The organism is Rhizobium sp. 25PS6, from assembly GCF_032464655.1.
In the GTDB taxonomy this organism is placed as follows: Bacteria; Pseudomonadota; Alphaproteobacteria; order Rhizobiales; family Rhizobiaceae; genus Rhizobium; species Rhizobium laguerreae.
In genome coordinates this window covers 100,139-125,898 of the sequence record NZ_JAWDIV010000021.1, presented here as the reverse complement: position 1 = coordinate 125,898, position 25,760 = coordinate 100,139, and the positions used below count along the sequence as shown (strand labels likewise).

General features: G+C 59.3%; 30 protein-coding genes and 2 pseudogenes. 18 read left to right on the top strand and 14 right to left on the bottom strand.

Going from position 1 to position 25,760, the window contains the following annotated elements; translation table 11 throughout:
- Positions 1-41: 41 nt before the first annotated feature.
- Positions 42-660: pseudogene (locus tag RWK44_RS27210) on the bottom strand (phosphodiester glycosidase family protein).
- Between the two features lie 85 nt (positions 661-745).
- Here RWK44_RS27210 and RWK44_RS27205 point away from each other — a divergent pair.
- Together RWK44_RS27205 and ftsZ are read left to right on the top strand one after the other, a co-directional pair.
- Positions 746-1,354 carry a hypothetical protein gene (locus tag RWK44_RS27205; RefSeq protein WP_316029647.1) on the top strand — a complete coding sequence of 203 codons (609 nt, stop codon included), beginning with the start codon at positions 746-748 and terminating at the stop codon, positions 1,352-1,354.
- Between the two features lie 391 nt (positions 1,355-1,745).
- The gene (gene ftsZ, locus RWK44_RS27200; protein WP_168282466.1) at positions 1,746-2,765 is read left to right on the top strand and encodes a cell division protein FtsZ; all 1,020 of its coding nucleotides are present in this window, start codon (positions 1,746-1,748) and stop codon (positions 2,763-2,765) included.
- Positions 2,766-2,889: 124 nt separating this feature from the next.
- Here ftsZ and RWK44_RS27195 read toward each other — a convergent pair whose 3' ends face one another.
- The gene (locus tag RWK44_RS27195) at positions 2,890-3,102 is read right to left on the bottom strand and encodes a hypothetical protein (RefSeq protein ID WP_246654633.1); all 213 of its coding nucleotides are present in this window, start codon (positions 3,100-3,102) and stop codon (positions 2,890-2,892) included.
- Positions 3,103-3,805: 703 nt separating this feature from the next.
- Here RWK44_RS27195 and RWK44_RS27190 point away from each other — a divergent pair.
- Positions 3,806-4,216, top strand: coding sequence for a hypothetical protein (locus RWK44_RS27190; RefSeq protein ID WP_026265322.1), 411 nt, complete (start codon positions 3,806-3,808; stop codon positions 4,214-4,216).
- A gap of 72 nt (positions 4,217-4,288) precedes the next feature.
- Here the strand turns inward: RWK44_RS27190 and RWK44_RS27185 are convergent, their stop codons facing one another.
- Complete coding sequence (locus RWK44_RS27185) at positions 4,289-4,723, bottom strand: hypothetical protein (RefSeq protein ID WP_246732276.1); 435 nt, start codon at positions 4,721-4,723, stop codon at positions 4,289-4,291.
- A gap of 169 nt (positions 4,724-4,892) precedes the next feature.
- Here RWK44_RS27185 and RWK44_RS27180 point away from each other — a divergent pair, with 169 nt between their 5' ends.
- Positions 4,893-5,528 (top strand): hypothetical protein, encoded by a 636-nt coding sequence (locus tag RWK44_RS27180; protein WP_246621958.1) that lies wholly within the window; start codon positions 4,893-4,895, stop codon positions 5,526-5,528.
- Here RWK44_RS27180 and RWK44_RS27175 read toward each other — a convergent pair.
- On the bottom strand, positions 5,503-6,333 hold the full coding sequence (locus RWK44_RS27175; RefSeq protein ID WP_131663705.1) for a helix-turn-helix transcriptional regulator: 831 nt from the start codon (positions 6,331-6,333) through the stop codon (positions 5,503-5,505). The genes RWK44_RS27180 and RWK44_RS27175 overlap by 26 nt on opposite strands.
- Positions 6,334-6,422: 89 nt before the next feature.
- On the opposite strand from RWK44_RS27175, the gene RWK44_RS27170 reads away from it, so the two are divergent.
- Positions 6,423-7,313 carry an SDR family oxidoreductase gene (locus RWK44_RS27170; protein WP_316029646.1) on the top strand — a complete coding sequence of 297 codons (891 nt, stop codon included), beginning with the start codon at positions 6,423-6,425 and terminating at the stop codon, positions 7,311-7,313.
- A 106-nt stretch (positions 7,314-7,419) separates the two neighbouring features.
- On the opposite strand, the gene RWK44_RS27165 is transcribed toward RWK44_RS27170, so the two are convergent.
- From RWK44_RS27165 to RWK44_RS27155, 3 genes are all read right to left on the bottom strand, one after another.
- Positions 7,420-7,629 carry a hypothetical protein gene (locus tag RWK44_RS27165; protein WP_131663707.1) on the bottom strand — a complete coding sequence of 70 codons (210 nt, stop codon included), beginning with the start codon at positions 7,627-7,629 and terminating at the stop codon, positions 7,420-7,422.
- Between the two features lies 1 nt (position 7,630).
- Complete coding sequence (locus RWK44_RS27160; protein WP_131663708.1) at positions 7,631-7,831, bottom strand: hypothetical protein; 201 nt, start codon at positions 7,829-7,831, stop codon at positions 7,631-7,633.
- Between the two features lie 81 nt (positions 7,832-7,912).
- Positions 7,913-8,338, bottom strand: a complete 426-nt coding sequence (locus RWK44_RS27155) for a hypothetical protein (RefSeq protein WP_131663709.1) — start codon at positions 8,336-8,338, stop codon at positions 7,913-7,915.
- Positions 8,339-8,441: 103 nt separating this feature from the next.
- On the opposite strand from RWK44_RS27155, the gene RWK44_RS27150 reads away from it, so the two are divergent.
- Positions 8,442-8,615: a hypothetical protein gene (locus tag RWK44_RS27150; RefSeq protein ID WP_020050601.1), complete on the top strand. Its 174-nt coding sequence runs from the start codon at positions 8,442-8,444 to the stop codon at positions 8,613-8,615.
- Positions 8,616-8,723: 108 nt separating this feature from the next.
- Here the strand turns inward: RWK44_RS27150 and RWK44_RS27145 are convergent, their stop codons facing one another.
- The gene (locus tag RWK44_RS27145) at positions 8,724-9,212 is read right to left on the bottom strand and encodes an anthrone oxygenase family protein (RefSeq protein ID WP_131663710.1); all 489 of its coding nucleotides are present in this window, start codon (positions 9,210-9,212) and stop codon (positions 8,724-8,726) included.
- A gap of 89 nt (positions 9,213-9,301) precedes the next feature.
- Here RWK44_RS27145 and RWK44_RS27140 point away from each other — a divergent pair, with 89 nt between their 5' ends.
- Positions 9,302-9,901: a TetR/AcrR family transcriptional regulator gene (locus tag RWK44_RS27140; protein ID WP_131663711.1), complete on the top strand. Its 600-nt coding sequence runs from the start codon at positions 9,302-9,304 to the stop codon at positions 9,899-9,901.
- A gap of 140 nt (positions 9,902-10,041) precedes the next feature.
- Positions 10,042-10,968, top strand: coding sequence for a hypothetical protein (locus RWK44_RS27135; protein WP_222352784.1), 927 nt, complete (start codon positions 10,042-10,044; stop codon positions 10,966-10,968).
- A 37-nt stretch (positions 10,969-11,005) separates the two neighbouring features.
- Here RWK44_RS27135 and RWK44_RS27130 read toward each other — a convergent pair whose 3' ends face one another.
- From RWK44_RS27130 to RWK44_RS27120, 3 genes and pseudogenes are all read right to left on the bottom strand, one after another.
- Positions 11,006-11,449, bottom strand: coding sequence for an SRPBCC family protein (locus RWK44_RS27130; protein WP_131663713.1), 444 nt, complete (start codon positions 11,447-11,449; stop codon positions 11,006-11,008).
- Positions 11,450-11,562: 113 nt separating this feature from the next.
- A pseudogene (locus RWK44_RS27125) lies at positions 11,563-11,652 on the bottom strand (GFA family protein); the annotation flags it as partial.
- A 32-nt stretch (positions 11,653-11,684) separates the two neighbouring features.
- A complete protein-coding gene (locus tag RWK44_RS27120; protein ID WP_316029645.1) occupies positions 11,685-12,224 on the bottom strand; it encodes a GFA family protein in 540 nt (179 codons plus the stop codon).
- Positions 12,225-12,347: 123 nt separating this feature from the next.
- Between RWK44_RS27120 and RWK44_RS27115 the strand changes: the two genes are divergently transcribed.
- Together RWK44_RS27115 and RWK44_RS27110 are read left to right on the top strand one after the other, a co-directional pair.
- On the top strand, positions 12,348-13,016 hold the full coding sequence (locus RWK44_RS27115) for a TetR/AcrR family transcriptional regulator (protein ID WP_316029644.1): 669 nt from the start codon (positions 12,348-12,350) through the stop codon (positions 13,014-13,016).
- A gap of 226 nt (positions 13,017-13,242) precedes the next feature.
- Positions 13,243-13,719, top strand: coding sequence for a DUF4168 domain-containing protein (locus tag RWK44_RS27110; protein ID WP_077978623.1), 477 nt, complete (start codon positions 13,243-13,245; stop codon positions 13,717-13,719).
- A gap of 150 nt (positions 13,720-13,869) precedes the next feature.
- On the opposite strand, the gene RWK44_RS27105 is transcribed toward RWK44_RS27110, so the two are convergent.
- Positions 13,870-14,238 carry an ectoine synthase gene (locus RWK44_RS27105; RefSeq protein WP_312887157.1) on the bottom strand — a complete coding sequence of 123 codons (369 nt, stop codon included), beginning with the start codon at positions 14,236-14,238 and terminating at the stop codon, positions 13,870-13,872.
- Between RWK44_RS27105 and RWK44_RS27100 the strand changes: the two genes are divergently transcribed.
- The 8 genes from RWK44_RS27100 (at position 14,132) to RWK44_RS27065 (ending at position 22,241) form a co-directional block, all read left to right on the top strand.
- The gene (locus tag RWK44_RS27100) at positions 14,132-14,449 is read left to right on the top strand and encodes a LysR substrate-binding domain-containing protein (RefSeq protein WP_312887172.1); all 318 of its coding nucleotides are present in this window, start codon (positions 14,132-14,134) and stop codon (positions 14,447-14,449) included. The genes RWK44_RS27105 and RWK44_RS27100 overlap by 107 nt on opposite strands.
- 223 nt (positions 14,450-14,672) lie before the next feature.
- On the top strand, positions 14,673-16,319 hold the full coding sequence (locus RWK44_RS27095; RefSeq protein WP_131663717.1) for a putative bifunctional diguanylate cyclase/phosphodiesterase: 1,647 nt from the start codon (positions 14,673-14,675) through the stop codon (positions 16,317-16,319).
- A gap of 67 nt (positions 16,320-16,386) precedes the next feature.
- A complete protein-coding gene (locus RWK44_RS27090; protein ID WP_131663718.1) occupies positions 16,387-16,878 on the top strand; it encodes a hypothetical protein in 492 nt (163 codons plus the stop codon).
- Positions 16,875-18,047 carry a class I SAM-dependent methyltransferase gene (locus RWK44_RS27085; protein ID WP_221997841.1) on the top strand — a complete coding sequence of 391 codons (1,173 nt, stop codon included), beginning with the start codon at positions 16,875-16,877 and terminating at the stop codon, positions 18,045-18,047. The genes RWK44_RS27090 and RWK44_RS27085 overlap by 4 nt, the downstream gene beginning before the upstream one ends.
- Entirely contained in the window at positions 18,047-20,404 is a 2,358-nt protein-coding gene (locus RWK44_RS27080; protein WP_206116997.1) for a SpoIIE family protein phosphatase, read from the top strand. Before RWK44_RS27085 ends, RWK44_RS27080 begins: the two co-directional genes overlap by 1 nt.
- A 3-nt stretch (positions 20,405-20,407) precedes the next feature.
- Complete coding sequence (locus tag RWK44_RS27075) at positions 20,408-20,968, top strand: slr1658 superfamily regulator (protein WP_131663721.1); 561 nt, start codon at positions 20,408-20,410, stop codon at positions 20,966-20,968.
- Positions 20,969-20,975: 7 nt separating this feature from the next.
- Complete coding sequence (locus RWK44_RS27070; RefSeq protein WP_131663722.1) at positions 20,976-21,314, top strand: slr1659 superfamily regulator; 339 nt, start codon at positions 20,976-20,978, stop codon at positions 21,312-21,314.
- Positions 21,315-21,593: 279 nt separating this feature from the next.
- Positions 21,594-22,241: a hypothetical protein gene (locus RWK44_RS27065; protein WP_168285163.1), complete on the top strand. Its 648-nt coding sequence runs from the start codon at positions 21,594-21,596 to the stop codon at positions 22,239-22,241.
- Between the two features lie 169 nt (positions 22,242-22,410).
- On the opposite strand, the gene RWK44_RS27060 is transcribed toward RWK44_RS27065, so the two are convergent.
- Complete coding sequence (locus RWK44_RS27060) at positions 22,411-24,588, bottom strand: beta-galactosidase (RefSeq protein ID WP_221997840.1); 2,178 nt, start codon at positions 24,586-24,588, stop codon at positions 22,411-22,413.
- A gap of 17 nt (positions 24,589-24,605) precedes the next feature.
- Entirely contained in the window at positions 24,606-25,751 is a 1,146-nt protein-coding gene (locus RWK44_RS27055; protein ID WP_131663725.1) for an ABC transporter ATP-binding protein, read from the bottom strand.
- Between the last annotated feature and the right edge of the window lie 9 nt (positions 25,752-25,760).

The window sequence follows — 25,760 nt, the reverse complement described above, 5'->3', positions numbered from 1 at the left end:
TGCCGTATATGCGGGTCCGGACTGCTTGCCCGCCGCTCCCGCTACTCCACAACCCCAAACACCGGCCCATACCCCCCATGCCATGACCAGTCGTTACGCCCCATCTCATGATTATAAATCCCCACCCCTCGCCCGGCATCCACAAACAAGGCATCGGGGCATTTCAGATGGTCGCGGAAGAGGCGCGCGAGGTCGTGGAAATTCACCCCGTCTTCGCTGATCGCGAAGCGAACCGCGCCACCGGCGCAGCTTCCGACACCGCTGCAGCGGGTTCGGTCCGTCGAGCCGGCTATGAAGATCGGGTTCAGCTTGTTGGCGACGACGAGCATCGGGCCGGACTGGGTGGCGAAGCGGACGCTCTGCCTACACTCAGGAATTCATCGGACGGCAGGATCGCAGCGGCTGCCTCACCGAGGAAGAATACGCCGTTCGGCTTCTTGTAGAAATTCGGGACCTTGCCGGCGGAGCCTTCGGGCGGCCGTATCGGCGTTCTTCCAGAACAATCTGAGGTCGGCTTGTCAGCGTCCACAGTACAGACGACATATCCCGCTCTTCGAAGGCTTCCTGTTCGCACTCAGCGGCATCGGCCTGGCGCAGGGATGTCATCGCTGCCGCCAGCATCACGGCCGCGATCAGCAGGCCGTGTTTCAGATAGGTCATCAGTGCCACGCCCTCTTCTTCAAATCGCCATCTATCCTGCGTGTTATTGTTGATCAGGGAATCAATAAATGACCGGTAGCTAAACGTGGCAGAGTCGGAAAAACGTGATCACAAGTTTACGTGGACATATGCAATCTGGTTTTTGCCGTACCTGGCGCAAAATTGGCTATGGTGGCTGGCTCCCAAATGGGACTGGTGGATCATCGGCCTTATCACTCTCGCGCTGACCGTGATCGCGATCGCCGGTTCCATCTGCATCAACTTGGCGCGGCGGCGCTGGTGGCGTGTCGTGTCGCTCTTGGTCACGCCTCTTCCGTGGCTAGTCATTATTTACATCGTTGCTGCTACCGGCATAACGCCCGACAGCGTTCGATTTGCTTTGAAGAAGCAAGCGTATCTGGCAGAGATCGAACGAACCGATGTGACGAGCGGTGAGCCGCGATTCAGGACATTTGCATTGGACAGTATGTTCAAGACGATAACATCCACGACGCTTGTGTACGATGAGAGTGATGAGATTGCCTTGCCCAGCGGCGAGCAATCCGCCGCCTGGCAACAGCGAACCCAAAAATTGTGCTTAGAAAAGAAAGAATGCGTCAATCTCTATCCTGGTTCGGACTGGCCTTTCAGCGTCAGCAAGGTTGGCGAACACTTCTATATTGTGCATCAAAACTTCATTGACGCGTTTCCGTAGCGAACTCCTTTTTCGTCATGCTCGGGCTTGTCCCGAGTATCTGCAACCTGTGCAGCGGATCCTCGGCTCAAGGCCGAGGACGACGCCGAGTCAAGAGCGACGGTTGCCGGCAAACTGAGGGAAGTCGATCTATCGCATGGTCCTCTTTTACGCTCTGCTGACTTTTTGGTTGCTCATCGCGATCGATGGGCGTCGCAACAGAGTTCACGGCGACCGCGAAGCGTAATTCTCAGCTCCCGGCTTAATAAGCCACAACCAAGCCCCATCCCGATAACCGCGCCCCCTGAGACGTCTTTCGCCTCGCCTCCGCCTTGTTGCTCGCGTATCCTGACGCCCGATTCGCCGTCCGCAAACGAGGGTGGGCATGAACGAAGCATCAAAGGAGAGCGCGATGACGGACGCCAAGGGCGGCATTTCTGGACTACGGCCGCATATTACAGTCATCGGTGTCGGCGGCGGTGGTGGCAATGCGATCAACAATATGATCGCGGAAAAGCTGGCGGGCGTCGAATTCGTCGCCGCAAACACGGATGCTCAGGTGCTGGCCACCTCCAAGGCGACGCGCCGCATCCAGCTTGGCGCGAATGTGACGGAGGGTCTCGGCGCCGGTTCGCTGCCTGAGGTCGGCCATGCGGCTGCCGAAGAGTCGCTCGATGAGATCATGGATCACCTGGCCGGCTCGCACATGTGCTTCGTCACCGCCGGCATGGGCGGCGGAACGGGCACGGGTGCTGCACCCGTCATCGCCCGCGCTGCGCGTGCCGCCGGCATCCTGACGGTCGGCGTGGTCACCAAGCCCTTTACCTTCGAAGGCAACCGCCGCATGCGGATGGCGGAAATCGGCATCGAGGCGCTTCGCCAGGCGGCCGATACGGTTATCGTCATTCCCAATCAGAACCTCTTCCGCATCGCCGATGCAAAAACGACGTTCGCCGATGCCTTCATGACGGCCGACCGCGTGCTTTATGCCGGCGTCGGCTGCATAACCGATCTGATTGTCAAGGAAGGCCTGATCAACCTCGATTTCGCCGACGTGAAGTCGGTCATGTCAGGCATGGGCCGTGCCATGATGGGCACCGGCGAAGCCTCCGGTGAGAGCCGCGCGATGAAGGCGGCGGAAGCGGCGATTGCCAACCCGCTTCTCGACGATATCTCGATGCGGGGCGCCAGGGGCGTGCTGATCTCGATCTCCGGCGGTTCGGATATGACGCTGTTCGAAGTGGACGAGGCGGCAAGCCGCATTCGTGACGAAGTGCAGGAAGACGCCGATATCGTCGTCGGCGCGATCTTCGACCGCAGCCTCGACGGCAAGTTCCGTGTCTCGGTCGTGGCGACCGGCCTGGAAGGCAGCCCGCTGCCCGGATCCGCGCCTCACGCCGCTGAGCAGGTTCAGACGCGCACGCTGCAGTAAGCGCAGCGGCGCAACATATCCGAGCACGACAGCCTGTCGCGTCTTTTCAGACGCGCGGCGCTGTCGTGCGTCAATGTCATGCGCTCCAGGGAAATCGCCGCGATCACCGGTCGTTGATTCGCGATCACCTGTCGTTGATCGTGGGAAGGTGCGTTTCGACCTCTATGCGGCGCTTGTCATCCAGCGGCTCAATGTGCTTCTGCCAGAAGGCCTCGGCCTCCGGCGTGTCATCCTCCCAGTGGCGGATTTTAACGATATTGTCATCGATCTTCGCCAGCCGTTTGCCGCCAAGCCGCAGGTATTCCTCCGCCAGTTCTTTCGATCGGGTCGTTTGCATGTCGTGTTCCTCCATAGGCGAACCGAAAGGCCGATCGTCATTACCCGGTTGGCCGGCAATCGGCATCCCCGTTATCGGCGCTTCCGCGCCTTCCAGTTAAACAGTACGGCGGGATCATGGTTCCAGATCATCGGCCAAAACGGGTCCACGCGGCCGGCTGAAGGCGTCAGCCGCCATCCATGTTCCGCACGGCCCGCCGCTCTTGCTGCCGGGACAGCAGGAGACGCTCGTACTGACTGGAGAGCGGCCTGCCGGAACGGCAAGACTGCATACATCGGGGCGATCTTCGACCGCAACGTCGGCGGCAAGTTCCGGGTCTCAGTGGTAGCGACCTGCCAGGCAGCCCGCTGCCCGCATCCGCGCCTCACGCCGCCGTTAAACGCCCCGCCGTGAAGAGAACGAGCGGGGCGGCGTCGGCATTGGCGCGGTAAGGCCCAATAGAGCGCCGTGCGTCCATTCGGACGCACAAAGGACGCAGCCGCCGGGCACGCCGCTTTTCACACGAGCTTCAGCGCCCATTCTTGGCCGTCCTTCGGCCCCCAAATTGCGATCGTCGACGCTTGCAGCGCAGCCGCGTTACGTCTTTTCACAGACTGCACCTCAATAATTCCTGGAAGCGAAACAAGGTTCAATCCAGAGCCTGTACTCTGCTTGACTTCCCGAAAAATTCAATGTTTGTTCAAGCTAAAGTTGAGGGTTTACAGTGAAAAGCATTTTTACATATTCGATATTGGCCGTCGCGACAATTTCTCTTTCAAACTGCACGACGACGTCAAATATCAGACACGATTCTCACCGGGTGACAGCACGCAGCGGCGAAAGGACGTCGGTGCTGCAGAACGTTCACCTCAATGGCGACTGCAAGTTTATTGACTATCCTCGTGTAGACATCGTGGAGCAGCCCAAGCATGGGCGCATCGAGATTGTCCACCAGCCGGTTATCGCTGATTCAGGCGGCAAGAAGATGAAATGCGACAAAGTCAAAGCGAATGGCGTTGCTGTCTATTACATATCGCAGCCAGGCTACGTCGGCAGCGACAGGTTCATTCTCAGGACTCCCGAAGAATCTGGCCGTATCGAAGAGGGCGTGGCCAACGTGAAGGTCGTCAAGTAGGATAACCTGGCCGGTGCCGGCGGTCGAACATCGCGCCGCCGGACACCGCGATTTTCACGAGAGGTTCGGCGCCTACTCTTGACCGTCCTTCGGACCCTTCGCATAGTCGCAGATCGACGTAAAATAGAGCGTCTGCCCCGCAAATTCGGTTTTCGACAATCCGAATTCGTAAACGGCGAATTTGTCGCTGTGGTAGTAAAACGCCGCGGTGAGGAACTCCCCCAGACGCCCGCAATCCCCCATGCCGGCACCCGTATAAACCGAGAGGGTTTTGCCCTTGAAGGTGCCCTTCAGCACCTTGTCGACCTCGAAGTCGCCACGCGTCAACCGTGGCGCCTCGCCTTCGGATCGCAGATCTGGAATCTCGACGCCGAAGGTCACCAGCTTCATACGGCCTTTCACGATCAAATCAGCTTCTGCAAATTTGTCCTTCGAGGACGCCCGTCCGCAGCTGCAGGCGGATGCCGTCGACGCCGACAACACCATCAAGACCGAAGCGGCGACCAAGACCGCGGCACGATATGAATTCATTGAAATCCCCATCCGCGCGGCTCAAATCTTGCGCGCGTCAATGCACAGCATGAATGCAGATTTGTCCGGATTGAGGCGACGTCTTAACATCATTGACAGTCGGATATTCAGAACTTACCTCTCGCTTTGATTGAAGGAAAACATCATGCCTGAGCAGGGCAACCCAGAAATCGCGCGCAGAAGAAGGGTGATCGGCATTTGGTTCTGGTCGCTGGTACTTTTGTCGGTGGCGACCTGGGTGCTGATACCGCGCCTTCCCACCCAGGGCGTTTGTTATTTTCGTGATACTTGGTTCTTGAAGGCGCTCTGGCACCAGAACATCACCATCTATGACCAGTTCATAAATCTTCGGCCTTCGAACAGTCAGCAATGTGTATTCTTTGCTACGCGATCGATGCTATCTTTATATTTTGCCACCTTCGCATGCGCGATCGTCATCTACAGCCCCAAGGGAAAACCACCGGCGCCGAAGGCCTGGATCGGGATTGCCCTCATCACCGTTTTTCTCATTGGCCATCAGATTTTTTTCGACGGCTTCGGTGATGGACCTCGTGGATACCGGGCTTATGACTCCATCAATTCGCTTATCTTTAAGTCGACAATACGGATGTTCCTCTTCTATTTTTTCCTGACGTTCTGGTTGCTTGTTGCGCTCGAATGGCGCCGCAATCGTGTTCGGGGCAACGAAAACGAGAGCCGAGAACCTCTGCCGCAAGGAAGCGATAACGCAACCAAACCGCCCTTCACACACCCGCTCACTTCAGACCCGTCAGACTCCTGATCTTCGCCGCATCCTCCGCCGTCGCTGGATTGTACACCACCATGCTGAGATCCGGCCGCCCATCCACCTGGAAGGCGGAATATTCGAAAGCGAGTGGGCCGAGGATGGGGTGGCGGATGTGCTTCGCGCCCTCGCCGTGGGTGCGCACGTCGTTATCCCTCCACATCGCCAGGAATTCGGGGCTTTTGCGGCAGAGTTCGTCGACGAGAGGCTCGACCTCGGCTGCGGCCCCGGCGCGGGCCGCGTCCACGCGGAAGGCGGCGACGACGAAGCGGGCGACACTTTCCCAGTCGTATTGGGCGGCGCGCACGCGCGGATCGAGGAAGATGAAGCGCAGCACATTGCGCTCCTCAGGCGGCAGCGCACCGTAATCGGTCAGAAGCACGGTTGCCGCCCGGTTCCAACCGACGACGTCCCAGATCGCGGTGCGGATCAGCGCCGGGCTCGGGTCCAGCGCGTCGAGCACGCCCTGCAATCTCGGCGTCACGCCCTCTTGCCTGTGGTAGCGCACCTCGGGCGGCCGACCGAGGCCGATGAGGAAGAGATGTTCGCGCTCGACATCCGTCAGCATCAGCGCGCGCGAGATCCGGTCGAGCACGTCGGCAGACGGCGCCCCGCCGCGCCCCTGCTCCAGCCAGGTGTACCAGGTCGGGCTGATATTGGCGCGGCTTGCCACCTCCTCGCGCCGCAGACCCGGCGTGCGCCGCCTCTCTCCCGCAAAGCCGAAGGCGGCGGGATCGAGCCTGACGCGGCGGTCCTTCAGATAGGCACCGAGCCGGTTGTCCGAGGTAACGAATTCACCCATCCTGTTAGCCTTTATACCATGATAATGTCACTACTTTACCATGATACAGGCAGAGCCGATATGTGTCTCCAGCAAAACGGAGATAACACATGCGCGTATTCGTTACTGGAGCCACCGGCTGGGTCGGCTCGGCCGTCGTCAATGAACTGATCGCAGCCGGGCACAAGGTGTTGGGCCTTACCCGCTCGGACAAGGGAGCGGATCAACTGGCGGCTGCCGGCGCCGAAGCCCATCACGGCACGCTCGACGATCTGGAAAGCCTGAAGAGCGGTGCGGCTGAGGCAGACGCCGTGATCCATACGGCTTTCAACCACGATTTCTCGAAATTCGCCGAGAACTGCGCCGGCGACCGACGCGCCATCGAGGCGCTCGGCGAAGCCCTCCAAGGCTCCGATCGTCCGCTGCTGGTCACAGCCGGCCTCGGCTTTGCCCCTGGTCGCGTCGGCACCGAGAAGGATCCGCCCATGCCGACGTCGGAGACCTACCCTCGCGCCTCCGAAATCACCGCGGTATCGCTTGTCGCCCGCGGCGTGCGCGCCTCCACCGTCCGGCTCCCGCCCTCGGTGCACGGCCACGGCGACCACGGCTTCGTGCCGATCCTGATCGATTTGGCCCGGCGCAAGGGCGTCTCCGCCTATATCGGCGACGGGGCCAATCGCTGGCCGGCCGTGCACAGGCTCGATGCCGCCCGCGTCTATCGCCTGGCGCTGGAGCGCGGCGCCGTCGGCGGCCCGTTCCTGGCAGTCGCGGAAGAAGGAGTTGCCTTCAGGCAGATCGCCGAGGTCATCGGCCGACGGCTCGATGTGCCCGCCGTCTCGCTCTCACCGGAAGAAGCGGCCGAGCATTTCGGCTGGTTCGCCATGTTCGCCGGCTTCGACGTGCCCACATCGAGCAAGCACACTCGCACCCTGCTCGGCTGGCAGCCGCAGCAACGGAACCTCCTCGCCGATGTCGATCATCCTGCCTATTTCGGCGAGTAGCATCTGCCTCGTTGCGGCCGCTCAAGAGTGCTTTTCAAACGCCTTTGAGTGAACGTCCATTCGAGCGACAAACATTCTGAAGCGATGGTATTGAACGACCCGGCCTTTAGCGCGAGCGCCCCTCGTTCATATCGGCCGGGTCATAGTTGATATCCCAGTCCTTCTCGGGCTTCTTCCTGCCGGGCGGGTTCTTGTTCACCGTCGCATCCTCGGAGCCGGTGATGACGGTCGGCTTGGCGCTGGCGACGCCGCTGCTCTTCCGGTCGGCCCGCGACTTGGCGAACTGGCCGGCCGCGTCTTTCTCGGGGTTGGCCATGTCAATCGCCCTTCTGCTTCAGCGCATCGCCGAGATCTCTGGTCTCGGGGTCGCGATTGTTTTCGCCATGCGCGTCGCGGTCGCGATCCGGATCGTCCTTGGCCTTCATGTAGCCACGAGGCTTATTTCCCTTCGGGCCTTCCCAGCGGGGTGACTGATCGGTCGTGCCGGGTGCGCCGTCTTTTGGTGTCGTGATGCCCATTGTGGTTCCTCCTTGGTTGGAAACAGGGAAACCGAAAAGATCATCAACTGTTCCCGCGGCAACACTTTCGCGTAAAGCGGCTTACCGTAGCGAGGCGAGCGTTGCGCAGCAGAAAGCAAGCAAGGTGACTGCGGCATTGACCGCGTGCGAATATTCCCATTGGGCGCGAAGGCTTTCCCAATTTTCCGGCTGCACGGTCCAGTTCTCCGTCGCCGCGTTTGCCGGCTGGGTGAAGACCATGAAGATGACGAGGTTGAGCGCGATCAGCGCCGCTGCCGCGACCGACAGCATCATGGCGGTTCCATCAACCCTGAGTGCCACGGCATTGCCGATATTCGCCAGAAGCGCCAGCGGTAAGAGGAGACCGACGACCCACCATCCGGTGTAAGCCTGTTGCGCAATGAAATAGTCCGCCTTCGTCATCCCGATCTTGTTTAGGAGCGCGAAGGCGTGCGCCGCAGGTGCTGCGAGCGCCAGGCCCGTTATGATGACGGCAAGGAATCTCATGGCGGATAAACTGGCCGCGAGGCGATGGGTTCCTGCAGAAAATATGGAACCGTGTCGTCCGCCGTCGGTTGACCAGAGGTCCACCACAAACATGGAACCGAAAATGAGCAAGACCAACGTTCGTAAACTTCAGAAACGCGCTGAACAGCAGGTCAAGAACACCAGCGCCGGCGGCCATCTCGGCGGCACCTATTTCGGGCAGCAACCGGACGGAAAAACCGTCTCGTCGACCACCAACGACAGCGCCAAAGCGCGGCCGAATGACGGAAGCAACTGAGTTGTTTCCGCCGCCACGCGAAAGAATCCTTTTGCGGATTACTTCATTCACGGCGCAGACGCGCCGTGGCTGGATGCCTGTGACATCCCTCGGGTCAACCCCGAAGCGTCATAGCCTTGACACTCCCAAAGCTGCAAGTGCCAGGGCTATTCCGGAAGCCAGCGCCCTCACCTGGTTCCAGACCTGCCATCGCTGCGAATAGTCCCGCCAGATATCCCGCGCCGCCGCGATGTCGCCAGGAACGGCAGTCGCGGCCAGTGCCTCGTTCATCGGCACGTTGACCATCAATGTGAGCATCAGCCCGAAAACCAGATAGATGGCCGCCGCCGCGCAGAACCAGAAAGCCGCCGCTCCGCGGCCGCTGAAATGCGCAGCTGCGGCAGTCAGCCCGAGAACGGCGGGCGTCAGGAAGAAGGCCGGGAAAAACACCGCGTTGCGGACCGACGCATTCATCGCCTGCATCGCTGCGATCGCCACCCGCGGGTCGGCCCGATCGAGCCCCCACATCGTCGAACAGACCCAGGCGTAGAAGAAGCCGAAGATCGCGCCTGAGAAGACGACCGATGTTACCGACAGTCCCAGAACAGTGCTGCGCATCGCTTTTCTCCGTACCGTATTATTTTGTACGCATTTACACAGGCGTATAACATTGTACGATTATCGTCAAGACGATGCGAGTGGCCGGAATGCGGGAAGACACGAAAACCAGGCGTCAAGCCGAGATCGAGACAGCGGCCTACGAGCTTCTGAAGGAAAGAGGCTACCGCAGCACGTCGATGCTCGACATCGCCAAGGCGGCGAAAGCCTCCAATGAAACGCTCTATCGCTGGTACGGCGACAAGAATGGCCTCTTCAAGACGATGGCCGAAAGCAATGCGAGGGCGACGAAAGCGGAGCTCAATACGGCGATAGCAGACGATGTGGATCCCCTGGAAACCCTCGGGCACGTCGCGCCGATCCTGCTTTCGATGCTGCTCGGCGACAAGGCGATCTCCCTGAACCGGGCCGCCGCCGCCGACGAAAGCGGCGAACTGGGAGCGACGATCGCCGCCGCCGGCCGCGATAGCATCTTTCCGCTGATCGAGAAGCTGGTCGGCCGCGGCCTTGAAACGGCAGCGCTCGCGGCGCCATCCGCAGGTGTGGCAGCCGAATGGTTTCTGAGCCTGCTGATCGGCGATCTGCAGATCAGGCGAGTGAACCGCACGCTGCCCGAACCGCCGGACGAGGATATCCGCGCGCGCGCCACCGCCGCCATGAGAGCATTCAGAAAGCTCTGCGGCGCGTAGAGCAATCCGAGTAAAGTGCTGTCACCACCCTGCCCGCGTGATCGATGCAGCCGCTATTGATCGGCGACGCCTTCGCTCTAGCTTCTGCTCGCGGCAGAGCCGCCGCGGGATACGATCTTTGGGCGAAGGCGGAGGGCGACGTGGCATCCTATTCGATTGACGATGCGATCCGGGAACTTGCCCCGGCTCTCGGCAAGGCGCCGGCAGGCGCGGTCAGCGGCGATTGGACCGCCACCACGATGCAGGCGGGGCATTCCTCCCGGACGGGCGGCTACCTCGATGCCGAGGGAAAGCATGTCCCGGAGGATTCCAGACATCCGCTCGACATCATCGCGAATGTCGTCGAAAAGCTCGAAGCCTCAGAGGTGCCGCGTTTCAACAAGGTGGTGATCCGCTGGAAGAAGCCGAAATTTCCCTTCATGCAGGCGAAGATCACGCTCGAAACCAGTTATGACCAGACGATCGTGCCGCGCGGCCCCGACGACCCGATCTACGAGACCGCTGCCGCCGCGCGGCGCGCCTTCTGGCAGAGCCGCGGCACGCTGCAGGAGGACTTCGCCGTCGAGCGCGGAACGGCCAATATTCACGCCCAGACAAAATGGTTCGGCCCGCATCGCCGCATCCTCGCCATCCATGCGCCGGGAAGGCTGACACTTGCCACCGACGGGCTGTCGACCCCCTGGGCCGGCATATCCGAACCGGAAAACGGCGTCGAATGCGAACTTTTCATGGAATTCGACGCCGCGACACTGGATGCGGCCGGGATCGAAAACTGGGCGAACCTGTTGATCAACATCGGCGACCTCGTGGCAGACGGTTATCGTGTCGCCCGCGATGTCGAGAAGCACGGCGCCATCCTGTTCTGCCGGCTGACCGAGGATTACCGCCCCATGACCCGCATTATGCTGAGTCGCGACGCAGGCCGGATCGACGGCCTGCCTTTCGGCTCCGTGCCGCTGATCCGGGCAACCCCGATCGCCGAAGCCGAAATCGAAGGGCAGGACCTTTCCGACGACTGGGGCGCTGCGGCCGCCCGCAACGCCCTGGCCAAACGCGGCATCAGATGATCTCAGCCGGATCGTCGCAATCCGGCGCGATCTTTTGCTATTCCTGGATGTCGGGTTCGACGACTCTCGCGAGGTTTCGCAGCGACTCCTGCCAGCCGAGATAACAAGCTTCGGGCGGAATGACGTCAGGCACGCCTGCCTGCACGATATCCACCTCGGTGCCGACCGAAACCTTCTTCAGCGTCACGGTGACTTCCATTTCGCCGGGCAGGTTGGGGTCCTCGAATTTGTCGGTGTAGCGCAGACGTTCGCCGGGGACGAGCTCGAGATATTCGCCGCCGAAGGCGTGGCTATTGCCCGTCGTGAAGTTGCGGAAGGACATTCTGAACGTGCCGCCGACAACCGGCTCCGAATGATGCACGGTGCAGAGGAAGCCGTTCGGCGGAAGCCACTTGGCAAGCGCGTCCGCCTCCAGGAATGCGCGATAGACTTTCTCCGGGCTGGTCGCCAGAACACGGTGCAGGCGTATGGTATTCGGCATGGTCGTGATCCTTTTGAATGGACGGAATGGACGAACCTAGGACGGGTGAGGCTTGGCCGATCCGACACCGGATCGAACTTTTCTTCAAGAAAAATTTCTTGGAGTGTCGTGGTTCAACCCGGCATCCCGAACTGCGGAAGATCGAGCCTTGCCCAGGTCAGCCGGCGCCGGGTGAACATCTGGACCCCCGGCTCGATCTCCTCGCGTTATGCTTTCGATGAGGATTTTTTCGTCGTCAGGCATCGATAGCTCCTTTGACAGCGATGTCGGGGACTTTGAAACCCATCGCAATCCACGCCGTGAGAAGTCTGCCATAGAAGCCGGCCGTCGCCAGTGCGCCGGAAGGCACGTCATCGGGCGCGCGCGCGCGATCGAGCGCATTCTGGGTCATCGTGCGCAATTGGAGGGGTGGAAGCTCGTCCTGCTTCCAGAGATTGCCGTAGAGGCTAAGCCAGTGACCACCCTTGAACTCCAGAAAAATGGGCGTGTTGCAGCAGGATGCCAGGACACGTCGCGTTGAAGCATTGGGGCCGAGGCGGAACTCTCTCAGGTTTTCGGTTCCGGCCAAAAGGCTGATCCGATCCTTGCGATAAAGCACGTAGCGCGTACCGCCATGGATCGTCCGGATCGCCTCCGGCAAGGGAAGCGACTCCAGCCTTCCGGCTGCGTCGCTGCAGCTCTTACAGTGGCATTCCGCGCTGATGATCGGGGCGCCGCGCACGTCGAGGTGAAAGGTTCCGCAGGCACACGTCAGATGGGTTGTCTTGTCGTTCATGACATCGCTCGCTGTTGAGGATCGCTGGATAGCCGCAAAATCAAACTAGACCGTTTAGTTCTGTTATAAGAACTAGACGGTTCAGTTTGATCGTGTCAAGTAGGGTTGGAGCGGAGATCGAGAATGTTGATACCGGGTATGAAAGCCGACCTGGCCCAGGGGCGGGCCGGCACTCGTTCGGAGCGCAAACAGGCGGCGATCGTCGGTGCCGCGGCCGAAGTCTTTCTGAGCACCGGTTATGCCGGAGCCAGCATGGACGAGATCGCCAGCCGGTCCGGCGTATCCAAGCAGACGGTCTACAAGCACTTCTCCAGCAAGGAGGCGCTGTTCGTCGCGGTACTCACCCAGATGACGGGAGAAGCAGATACCGCCGTTCACACCGGCCTCCCCCAGGTGGAGAACCGCGCTCAGCTGGAAGCCTATCTCCTTGACTACGCCGTCCGCCAGCTCACCATCGTCCTGACGCCCGGGCTGATGCAATTGCGCCGGCTCGTGATTGCGGAGGCGCAACGCTTCCCGGAACTCGCCAAGCTGCTTTACGCGCGCGGCCCTGCACGGGCGCTCGAGGTCATGGGCAGCGCTTTCGAACAATTGGCCAGCAAGAAGCTGCTGCAGTTCTCCGATGCAATGGTGGCCGCATCACAGTTCAACTGGCTGGTGATGGCCGACCCCGTCAACCGGATCATGATGCTGGGCGATGCGGCCATTCCGACCAAGCAGCAGATCTACCGACACGCCGAGGCGGCCGTCGCCACGTTCCTGGCGGCATTTCTGCATCCAGATAGGCGATGAACGCCGTCGAAAGTCGGGTATCACAGCGGCAATGACTTGAATTTTCCGCACGTGCCAATAGGCCGGCGGTCACAAAGCCGCCGCTCAATCGTCAGAAAATCGCCCCGTTACCGCCGCACCGTGCCCTCTTAAAGGTTCCATCGTCGTGACCTCGCCCGGCCTTCGAGCGGCTGAGCGATCGACCGAGGCGGTCTTGCTGCCGATCAAATCATGCACTTGAAGAGGAATGAATATGATCACTCGCTACACATCTGTCGCAACATTGAGCGCGGCAGTCTTCAGTCTGCTTGCTTTCAGCCCGGCATCCGCTGTCGACATGGCCCAGGCGCAACAGCAGCCTGCACAGCCGCCGATGCAGGAACAGCCCGGCGGCAACGGTGCGAGCGCGCCCGTCAGCGACCAGAAAATCGAGGCCTTCGCCGTTGCCTATCTGCAGGTCGACAAGGTGAGACAGGAATATTCGGCCAAGATCGGCGCGACGAAAGACGAGGCTGCCAAGCAGCAGTTGCAGGAAGAAGCCAAGAAGCAGATGGTCGATACCGTCCAAGCCTCTCCCGACATCTCCGTCGAGGAATATTCGTCGATCCTGACGGCCGCGCAGAGCGACCCGGCTCTGGCCAAGAAGGTACTGGAAAAGATCGGTACGCCGCCGCCGGGCCAGCAACAGCAGCCGCAGCAGGGCCAGCAGCAGCCGCAGCAATAGGCTGCGCGGGGCGTACTAAGTCGCTACGAATAGGCAGCAGTGCCCGCCATTTGCCGGGCCCTGCTGTCCATCTCGGCAGTCGACGAAGAGATCGGCTGGAACAGGATGTCGTCCGAAAATCGCTCACACTTTTCGGCATGGTGCTCTGGTTCAGTATTGCGACCCGCTCTTGTTGTTCAGGTCGTGCCGTTCGGTGCCTGTCAGTGGCGGGTTGAAGATGCTGACGAGAATGAGATCCTGATCCTTGCCGCCGCGCAGATAATGCCGGTCGTGTTTGTCGAGCACATAGATATCGCCGGCGCGGATCGGAAAGACGTTGCCGTCCATATCCTCCACTTCGCCCTCGCCCTTGATGCAGTAACAGGCTTCCAGGTGATTGCGGTACTGAAGCAGGGCCTCGCTTCCGGCGCCGATCTGCTGCACGACGAATCCGTCCGATGGCTGGAAGGAATGGTTCCGCAAGGCCGGCCAGAAAGCGCCGGAGCCGCTTCGATGCCCGATATTCCAGGATTTCAACATGCTGGCGACGGCCGTAATCGCCGGCCATGGCGTGGCGCTCTGCCCTGTCGAGGTGTTCCGCCGCGAGATCCAACACGGCGATCTGCTGGTACTTTCCGCCATCGCGACGGCAGAGAACCAGGGCTATTACGTCATATCGAACAGCTGGGCGAAAAAACCGGTCCACCGCTTTATCGACTGGTTCATGACGGAGTGCGGATCGGCAGCGTGAGATCCGCTACCCGCGGCTCATCGAAAGGTCGCTGCCGAGACGATGGCTGCAAACGGGCCGCGGTAATAAAGAGGTGGCATAAGCCCATCCTTGCGCGAGTTGGGTAGAGGTTGGGGATTGTTAATCAGAAATGCCTAATGTAAATCTTGGCGTGCACAAGTTGTGTGGAAGCTAATTTGCTACAATATCTGGTTATGACACGAGACTGGGGAGGGCCTCGTACATGCGGAAAATTCGTGCGGCCCCCACTGGAGAAACAGAGGCAAAAACATTGAGCTCGATCGACCGGCTCTTGTTCTTTGACCGCGATTTCAATCCCGTCGAGAATTTGCTGGGCAATGAGCTGCCTGCTTCTGTCAAACCAGCAGCGTCGTTTTGGGAGCATTTTCCAGAATTGGATAAATCGGCGATTACACTCGCCCTCCGTTCATTGGGCGACAGTGCCCAGCCCCTGCGAATATCGGGTGATCTTGGCGCGCCAGCGTCGCACGGACTGACGATCTATCGGATCGGAGATCTGTTTGCCGTGGTTCGGTCCGAGGAATCTATCGATGATGAGCGCGCAACCCTTTTGCATCTGGCCACCCACGATCCGCTCACTGGACTGCCGAACCGGCGCCAGTTCAGCGAGGACCTCGCTGTGTTGTTACGGGAGACCGCGGGCTCGGACGAGACCCTGTCCCTGATGCAACTCGATCTTGACGATTTCAAACCCGTTAACGACACGCTTGGGCATCCGGCCGGCGACAAGCTTCTTCAGCTCGCGGCAAGCCGCATTCAAGGGTGCCTGAACAAGGATGACAGAGCCTATCGACTGGCGGGTGACGAATTCACCGTCATATCAAGGGGCCCGGGCCATCCCGCCAAAGGACACCAGCTAGCAGAAGCTTTGATTGATGCATTCAAGAAACCCTTCACGATAGATGGCATCGCGCTATTTGTCGGTGCCAGCATCGGCATATCTGCTGCTCCAGCGGACGGTACAACTCCGGAGCAGCTGATGAAGGCATCCGACGTCGCACTCTACGCCGCGAAGAAGGACGGGCGCGGTCGCGCAAGACCGTTTGATCCTTCAATGCTCGAGTTGCTGGAACAACGCGAACTGCTGCGCCGCAGTCTTCGTATGGCGCTGGTCCAACAACAATTCTCTATTGAGTACCAACCCATCGCCGAGGGCGGTTGCATTGTCGGCTTCGAAGCATTGCTGAGATGGCACCACCCCCTCCTTGGGAAAATTCCACCAACGGCATTTATTCCGATGGCCGAAGCCGATGGAATGATGCCGGAAATAGGCGCGTGGGTTTTGGAGCAGGCATGTCGCGAGGCGATGAAGTGGCCGGAGAACTATATCGTCGCCGTCAATCTGTCCCCAGCTGAATTCCTGACAAGCGGCCTCACCGATCGGATCTCCCAGACGTTGGACCTGGTCGGCTTGCCGCCCGACCGTCTGGAGCTTGAGATAACCGAAAGCGTGTTGCTTGAGCGCACCGTCAACAACATCGACACACTGAATACCCTCAACGTGCTGGGGATACGAATCTCGCTCGATGACTTCGGTACCGAATATTCTTCGCTCAGCTATCTGAAGACATTCCCTTTCGACACGATCAAGATCGACAAATATTTTATCACCGATCTCGAAAGCGATCTGAAAAGCCAAGCAATCGTCCGCTGCATCGTCAACCTCGCCCACGACCTCGATATGCAGGTGACGGCCGAAGGGGTCGAGACGCCAGGTCAGGCGGAATGGCTGCGCAGTGTGGGCTGCGATAGGCTTCAAGGCTATCTGGTGAGCAGGCCGCTTCCGGTCGAGGCGATCGGCGAGTTCATCAACCGGGCTGAAACATCCGTGAGCCACGCGCTGGTATAACAAACGAGCGATTTTTCGCCGTGCTCGTGAGGACATCTGACGCTCCAGACAACTGATGGAGGCTGTATTGGAAGAGGAAGCATCTGGCTTCGATGACCATGCATTGGCGCCGATGGTATCGCTGGAACTGAACGTTGCGACGTTCAAATCTCAGTGGGAGTTTTGCGATAGGATTACCGAATATCTCTCAGACATTCTCGGCCAAGGTCACAGCGATCCCGCTCGATATTCGAATTTTCTTTCCGTCGCGGCCAACGAGCTCGTTGAAATTGCCTTCCGCTCGACGAGTGAGCCGGGAAGGATAAGTTTCAGTCTCTATCGGAGCGCGACGTTCAACCGGCTGAGAATTGCCTTTGCCCGCGAGGACCGCGAGAGCACGAGTATGGGATCAAGTGAACGCCAGTCTCTACCGGGCGCCGGGTCTGGCCTGAAGTCCGACGGGACGATTTTGCTCAGAGATCTGGCAACCATATTCCGCGCCGTTATCCGAATTGAACAAGACGGCGCCCGCGGGATGCAAATCATCGCGGATTTCCCCTCGGCCGAGGATTTCCAATGACCCTGCTTGCCCGCCCCTTCACCGTCCATTTTGATCCGACAAATCAGGAGCTGTTGCTGTCCGGCAAGATGCGGCCGGAAAGCCCCGACGAGATTGCCGATGCCCTTGAGCTTGTGCAGCAAAGTTTGGAAAAATACAGCGGCGTCGTTTACCTCAATGTCAAACGTCTGACGCATATCAACATGACGGCGTTCGCAGCCCTTTCCGAGGTGCTCGCGGCAAGCTGCCGGACCAGGCCGGAACGGAAGATCGTCATCGTTACGTCGAGCGTGGTGGCTTGGTCGACCTCGTTGTTCCAGACCTTGGCGGCAGCACAACCAAACCTGTCGGTTGAAGTCTACGATTCGGCGTTTTATCCAGGCCAGAGCTTTGTCGAGGATGAGAGCTTCATTCCTATTCTGCGCACCCAGACGAAAATGACATGGCGGCACGAACGCGAACTGTTGCCTCGCCATGGTCTGCGCAATGGTCTTGCCGTCGCGGACATCTGTTGCGGAATTGGTGATTTCGCAGCCTTGCTTCAACGCGAATTTAAACCCACACGCCTTGTTGCCCTGGACCATTCCGTTCGTAGCCTCGAATATGCTCGCAGGGTCGCTGCCGACTTCGATCTGCAGGGGATAGAGTATACCTATGGCGACGCCTCTCAGATGCTGCTTCGGGAAAATCAATTCGACTTCGTGACCTGCCGACATTCGCTGCAGATTTTCAACCGTCCCGAGATGCTGCTGCGGGAGCTTTACCGCATCTGCAAGCCCGGCGGCCGTGTCTACATCACCAACGAGAAAAATTCGCATTGTCTGGGCGAGCCACATGCTGAATCCATAAAATGGACTTACGAGGAAGTCGCCAAACTGTTCAAGCACTTCGACATGGATGTCGAGATGGGACCGAAAAGCCGCCATCTCCTTGCCGACGCGGGGTTTGATAACATCAAGGTCGATTGCTTTATGGTCACCAATCTTGACGGCGATCCCCAGGATTTCGCAGACATCATCGAAGCTTGGGAAAATGTCTATGCAGGTGAGATGGCCGTTCGACGGGGCGACTCATCAGATTTCATTCGCAGGTTCCGGCAAGGATTCAAGGATCATGTCTTTGCTGCTCTTCACCCCAAGGGTTATGCAGGCTGGCCGATCTGGGCAGCTTCCGGCCGAAAGCCGCTGTGATGGAGGGGAGATCATCAAAGAGGTCGGCAAGACTAGGCTCGTTTCGGGCAAAGTTCATCTTGGTAGTCGGTGGCGCTGTCCTCTTTGATTTGCTGGTCAGCGGTGGGCTGGCACTTTGGAATGTTCAGAGACTGTCGCGCGACGCCACCCTCGAAGTCGGACAGGGTCTGGAAGCGGCAAGCCAGGAATACATCCGCACATATGCCGATTCCACCGCAGCACAGGTGAGTTTGCTCCTGCGGCAGGTTCACAACGACGTCAGCACCTTGGCGGGTGTACTTCAGGCGCAGATCGACGATCCCGAGCGTAATTCCGATGTCGGCGCGGCGATCGCCCGCACATCTCCCGGCAGCGTAAGCCTCTCTTACGATCAAAAGGCGAACTGGTCTCAGAACGTTCCGGGCTCAGTCTCCGTTGTCAGCGTCTGGAGTTACTTGCTCGGAGTAGACCACAACCCAAGACCCGACGTTCAGACCGATATCCGGACCAGCGCGGTTCTGGACCTTGTTGCGCCGAGCTTGCTGCAGCACGGTGCTTCAAAGCTGCAGATGTATTACATCGGATCGAAAGAACGGCCAATCTTCAGAACAGCGCCCTATACCGACCAGGCTCAGACCTTCGACCGCCTTTATCCTGGTCATAACGAGGCCAATTTCTGGGACTTCTTTTTTCCCGGACTTTATGAGTCCTGGCAGGGCTGGGCCAAGGATATGAAAACGCGGCCGGTCGCGGACGATATAACCCAGACAGCACCCTATACGGACGCGATTACCGGGAAACTGATCGTTTCTTTCTTTCAACCACTATGGACAGCCGACAGGAAGGATGTCGCCGGGACGGCTGGCGCGGACATCACACTCGATCAGCTCGCGCAGACTGTTGAAAATGTGAAAGTGGCTCAGTCCGGCTTTGGATTTCTCGCTATGTCCGACGGAAACGTTGTGGCGATCAACAGCACAGGCGAAAAAACCCTCGGTCTGCGTTCTGCGAGCGATGCGAGCGGAAGCGGAGTGACCGGACTGGAACGCTCCCTGAAGGGAAGCTCCCAGCCTGCGATAGCAAAACTGGCCCTTGATCGCGAACTGGGCATCCAACATTTGTTGTTGCAGCAGGAGGGTAACGAGGTCCCCTATATCGTTATCGTCAAGAAACTCCCCGCGACCAATCTCTGGTCCAGCGGCCCGGTTCGGCAAGAGGCGATGTCTCTTGGAGTGGTTGTGCCTGAACGAGAAATCCAGGCCTCCCTCTATGCGGCCCAAGCCAAAATTTCGGAAGCTACCAACCGGATCGTGATCTACCAAATCCTGGCGATCCTAATGTCACTGCTTGTTGTGGCTATAGCAGTAATTGCGGCTTCGAAACGAATAACGAGCGGAATTAGTGCACTTGCAGATGCCGCCAAACGGATTCAGGCGAAGGATTATTCGGTCAGGGTGGCCATAACAAGCAAAGATGAGGTCGGCGAGGCTGGTGAAGCATTCAACCGGATGGCCGAACAGATCAGCTATCACACGGAAAATCTCGAGCAGCTTGTCGAAGAGCGAACGGCTCAAATCGAAGATGCAAAGGAAGAGATTTCGACGCTGAACGCACAGCTCCAGCGAGAAAATAGACGTCTCGGAACAGAGCTGGCCGTCGCCGAGAGGATCCAGCTCATGGTTCTTCCGCTGCACCAGGAGCTTGAGGAATTTCAGGCCCTTGAGATCGCAGCCTATATGAGACCTGCAGAAGAAGTCGGCGGCGATTATTACGACGTATTGAAGAACGGAAGCCGATTGAAGATTGGCATCGGCGACGTCACCGGACACGGGCTCGAAAGCGGCGTGCTGATGCTGATGGTTCAGTCCGTCGCGCGCGCGCTGCAGGAAGCCGGAAACACCGATGCAGTCAAATTTCTCACCGACCTGAACAGCGCCCTGTTTAAAAATATCGTGAGAACTAAAATCGATAAGCATCTCACTCTGGCGTTTCTTGACTATGACGGCAAAGAGATGATCCTGTCGGGACAACACGAGGAAGTTGTCGTCGTGCGGGCGAACGGCGAGGTCGAGCGCATAGACACCATGGATCTGGGTATACCGATCGGGCTGGAAGCCGATATTTCTGCCTTCATTAAAACCCGTGAAATAACCTTCGAGACGGGAGACCTCATACTCCTGCACACGGACGGCGTAACAGAAGCCGAAAACGACGCGGGAGAACTGTTTGGCATCGAGCGCCTGTGCCGCGAAGCACTGCGCTTGAAGGACCAGAGCGCTGAGAAAGTCGTCGCCGGAATTATAGCGACATTAATGCTCTTCATCGGATCGCAGAAGATTTACGACGACATCACGCTTCTCGCAGTGCGACATAGGTGAGACATGACGCCAACGGTATATGGTATCGAATCTCTGGCGGGCATAAGCTTGGATTTAAGCACTCGCCTCACGTTGAGCGACGGACCGCTTCAGCTTGGGTGGAAGCACTCAGGAATGACTTCGGACTTTATAGCGGAAGTCATGGCTCTGCGGTATTCCCGTTCAAGGAAAGATTACGTGCAGGCGCATCATGACATCGGATATCTCAGCAATGAGTTGATCGAAAATGCCGTTAAGTTTCGACAGCCTGGGGAGATCCTCATTGAAGCCGGCATATTCGACGGTACTTTTTTAATAAGGGTGAAGAACACGATCGATGGCGTGACATCGTCTCGCTTTCAGCAACTGCTGCATCGCCTTCAATCGAGGGACCCCGGCGAACTTCTTCTTGAGCAAATCGAAACCAATGCCATATCGGCAGAAAGCGGTTCGGGCTTGGGGTTACTGACCCTTCTGAGCGATTACGATGCAAAAATGGCATGGGCATTCGAAGGGAAAGATAACCAGCGTATCATACTGACGACGACTGCAGCAGTGGCGATGCCGCCCCCCTCCAATCTGTGAGCGAAGAATGGAAATCAGCGACGAAAACTTCCGCGTATGGGCTGAGAAAAACGAAGTCTATTTCGATGGCGTATTCCGGCTGGCAGGACCGGACGCCTATGCGCCTATTTACTCACTGGTATCCGGCCTGCTCCATGAGGGGCACAAACAGGTGACGTTCAACCTGACGGGTCTCGAGTTCCTCAATTCCTCCGGCATAAATCTCCTGGCCAAGCTGACGATTGAAGCCAGAAAGATGGACAGCCTCCTGCTCGTCGTCAAAGGCACCAATCAATATCCCTGGCAAGCGAAGTCCCTGCCGAATCTCAAGAAGTTACACCCGCTACTCGATTTGCGCTTGGCGTGAGTCTCTTTCGGAGGTGCCCTACGAACTGAGACGGATTCGCCGCCGCCATGTTGCACCCCTCCCGCGACGCGTCGGCAGACGAGACAGCTGGAAAACACGAACAACAATCAGCTCAATCCGATAATGCAAGGATTCGTTAAGTATTTGACGCCGCTTAGGACCATAGCCGGGATCGGCATCGGACCTCGGTCCGATGTGCGATGCGCGATCTCCGTCTAACCTCTCGAACATGCTCAAGCTGTGCATCTAAGCTGCGCTTGATCTGATTTGGAGGAAAACATGCGGATAGCAACCTTAACGTCCTTGGCCGTGCTCTCGCTGGCTGTTGCGGCAAGCCCGATAACCATTGCCGGGAGCGACATTGCCGCGCTGGCAAAAGACGGTGGGAACGGCGGGGGAAATGGCGGTGGCAACGGGGGCGGTCATGGCGGAGGCAACGGAAATAGCGGCAGTCATGGCAACGGCAGCCAGGGTAGCGGTTCAACCCATGGCAGCTCCAAATCTCAAAGCGTGAAAGGCAAGTCCAGCGAGGCGGCAAGCAAGTCCAAGTCCGCGAAGGCTGACGAGACCAAAAAGGTTACGAAAGAGAAAAACCTGTCGGCGCAGCTAGCAGGCCTGAACTCCTTGAAGCGGAATTACCGGGCGCTGATGCATACGTCGGACCCGCGCATGACCGCCATCGCGGCCTATGCCATGGCTTATGCCCAGTATGAACTCGACAACGGAATCGAGCCCGCGGCCGATGACCCTCTGTTGGGGGATGAGGCCCTCGAGGACGCATTGGCTTCCGCAACGAAAACCGGTGAAGTCAGTCCGGCGGTTCTGGACCAGGCCAAAACCATCCTCGGGGTTGGCGACGCAAATGGAAAGATCGATCAAATTCGCACCTCGCTGGAGAACGCCGCGCCGGCGACATCAGACGAATAGCCGCGATTTCAGGTGCGAGCAGTGTGGAGCTGACAAGTATAGCTCCGCACTAAATTAAGAGAGCATTTCCGTTTTGTTTGAGTGCGGAAATGCTCTTTTTTTGACATTCGCGCACACTCAACCAGGCGGATGAAGAGCACGAGCCGCTCGCTAACCGATGCCGATCGGATCAAGGCAGGTTAGCCGCCGCCTCTGCCTTGCGCGTGAAAGCCGCCTCACCCGCGAGTTCGATGATCGCGCAGCCGTAGCCTTCGAGATCGAGCCTGCCGGCAACGGGCTTTTCGTCATCGAGGAGATCACGGCCAGCGGGAACGCCGCCAATGGCGGCCGGCTGGTCGGTATAGTTCTGGATGAACAGCAACCGGCGGTCGTCATTCATCCGCATGGTCACCTCGACGCCCTCGGGAAGGTCGCCGATCAGCGGCTCGATGCCGACGGGTGCAAATAGCCGCTCGGCAAGCGCTGCCGTCAGATCCGGGGTGAGATAGGTGCCGACATAGACCACCTGCCCCTTGCCGAGCTCGCGCGACGTCGCCATCGGCTGGCCCTCGGCATAGCGGTTGGACCAGGCCGCAACCACCTCGACATCGCTTGCGATCGCCAGGTTTTCATAGAAATAGCCGCCGACCAGTTCGCGGTTGCCGATCTTGAAGCGGCGTTCGCGGTGGCGCGATTCCGCCGGCTTGTTGGGCGGAATGACAAGCCCGCCCGAACGTTCCATCACATCGAAAAGCCCATTGGCGCCCGGGGCGGCGAGACGGCCGAAATCCTCGACACGTACGCCTGTGAGCTGCGACAGCGAGGTGCCGGGCGCGGTCTCGCGGATGACGTGGTTGTCTTCGTTGCGCGTGCCGGTGCGCGCGCCGATGACGACGGTGCCGCCCTGCTCGGCGAAGGATTTCAGCCTCTCGGTCCATTCGTCCTTCCACATCACCCAATGGGGCACATAGAGCAGCTTCAGCTTGGAAAGATCGTCCTCGGGATGAATGAAGCCGCAGGCAATGCCGCGGTCGTAGCAATATTGATGCAGCAGGATCGCATCGTCCTGTGGGCTCGGCAGGCCGATCGGATACGTCTTGTGGGCTTCCTGATTGTCGAAGTCGGAGCCGGCAATGCCGACATCCATGCGCACATGGGTGCCGAGGATCTTGGGCGCTAGCGCGGTCATCTCGGTTGCGAAGCGTTTCGCCTCGTCATAGCGATGGCGGGCGACATCATCGTGGTCGATGATGCCCATCCAATAGATCTCGGCGCCGAAATGGGCAGGGCGCCAGCGGAAGAACATCAACCCGTCGGCGCCATGGGCGACCGACGAAAGCGCCATGCGGCGCAGTTCGCCCGGTTCCGGCGTCAGCGTGCAGAAGCCCGGTTGGCTGCCGAAGCCCGACTGCTGCTCAGGCACGATGTAGTTGCCGGAGAAGCCGCGGCAGATATCGAGGTGCAGCGCCTGGACCTTGGCATGGTTTCCGAGCCGCTGGAACTCGTCATAGAGCATCGGATAGATGTCGTAGCCGACGAAATCGAGATCCGTGCTGAACTGGCCACGAAAATCGATATCCCTCAAGCCGCCGAGATTGTGGAAGACGAACCAGGAAGGCTTCACGGCGCGCAGGATCTCGACCTGATCGTGCTGGAAGCGTGCCGTCGAGAAGGCGAGGAAGCGGTGATAATCCTGCAGATGGCCGGGGCTCGGGAAGGTCGGGCCGAACTCGATCGGCAGCACCACCTGGTCGAAACTGTCATAGGCAGTCGCCCAGAAATCGCCGCCCCATGCCGTATTGAGCTTGCCGATCTCGCCATATCTGCCGGCAAGAAAGGCCTGGAATTCGGTGAGCGTTGCCTTCGAAAAGCTCTCCGGCATGCTGGTGTTCAGCTCGTTATCGGTCTGCCAGCCGACGACAAAAGGATTGTCGCGATAATGCTCGGCCATCGCTTTGGTGATGCGCCGGCTATGTTCGCGAAAGACCGGACTTGCCGTGTCGCAATGCTGGCGCGAGCCATGGCTCATCGGCCGGCCCTTGCCATCGACCCTTAAGATCTCCGGATGCGCCACGGTCAGCCAGCGCGGCGGCGTTGCCGTCGGCGTGCACATGATCGTGTCGATGCCGTAGCGTCCGAGCATGGCGATGGCACGGTCGAACAGGTCGAAATCGAAGGTGCCGAGCGTCGGCTCTAGAATATGCCAGGCGAATTCGGCCATTCTGACCACGTTGAAGCCGGCCTTCGCCATGCGCTCGGCGTCGCGCTCCCAGTAGCTTTCATCGACGTGCTCGGGATAATGCGGGGCGCCGACGAGGAAGCGGTCGGTGTTGACGGGGTTCCATACGGAGAGAGTCTTGTCGGACACGGTGATGTTTCCTGTGATTATCTGTCGAGGGTCGTCTTGCGGGCGCTGATCGTGCGTCCGCCATCGGGTGAGAAGAGATAAAGTTCGTTGGCGTCGAGCTTCAGCGCCACGTTCTGGTCGGCGGCAAAAGGCGCGACGTAGCTCAGCTGCACCGTGATGTTGCCGGTGCCGCTTTCCGAGGCGATGGTCCTGAGATTGCCGGCATCGACATAGAGAATGGTTTCGCGCCCGAGATGCTCGACCAGCCGGACCGCACCGTTGATCGCCCCGCCCTGCGCCCCGTCGGCGACCATCGATATGTTTTCCGGCCTCACACCGAGCGTCAGGCTGGTGCCCTTCGCCAGCACCGTCGCCTCCGCCAGTTCCACCGTCACCGGCACGAGGCCCGGTGCGGAGACCGTGACATTGCGGCCGGACACCTCGTCGACGGTAACGCCGAGGAAGTTCATCCGCGGGGCGCCCAGAAAGCCCGCGACGAAGAGATTGTCTGGGTTGCGGTAGAGTTCGAGCGGCGAGCCGACCTGCTCGATCATCCCCTGGTTCAAGACGACGATCCGGCTTGCCATGGTCATGGCCTCCACCTGGTCGTGGGTGACATAGACCATGGTGGCGCCGAGTTCGGCGTGCAGGCTGCTGAGTTCGACACGCATCTGGGTTCGAAGTGCCGCATCGAGGTTCGACAGCGGTTCGTCGAAGAGGAAGACGTCGGGCGAACGGGTGATCGCCCGGCCGATCGCCACGCGCTGCCGCTGCCCGCCGGAGAGCTGCTTCGGCCGTTTCCCCAGTTGGTCGGTGATCCTCAGGATCTTGGCTGCGCGCGCCACCGCCGCCTCGATCTCGGCCTTCGGGCGCTTTGCCATGCGCAAGCCGAAGCCCATGTTCTCCGCCACTGTCATATGCGGATAGAGCGCATAGGACTGGAAAACCATGGCAATGCCGCGATCCCCTGGCTCCTGTTTGCTGACGTCGCGGCCGTTGATCAGGATCTGGCCGGAGGAGATCTCCTCCAGGCCGGCGATCGTCTTCAAAAGCGTGGACTTGCCGCAGCCGGAGGGGCCAACCATGACGATGAACTCGCCTTGCGCGACGGAAAGATCGATGCCGCGCAGCGCGTGATAGGCGCCGTAATTCTTGTTGATCTGTCGGAGTTCGAGACTGGTCATGCGTCCTGG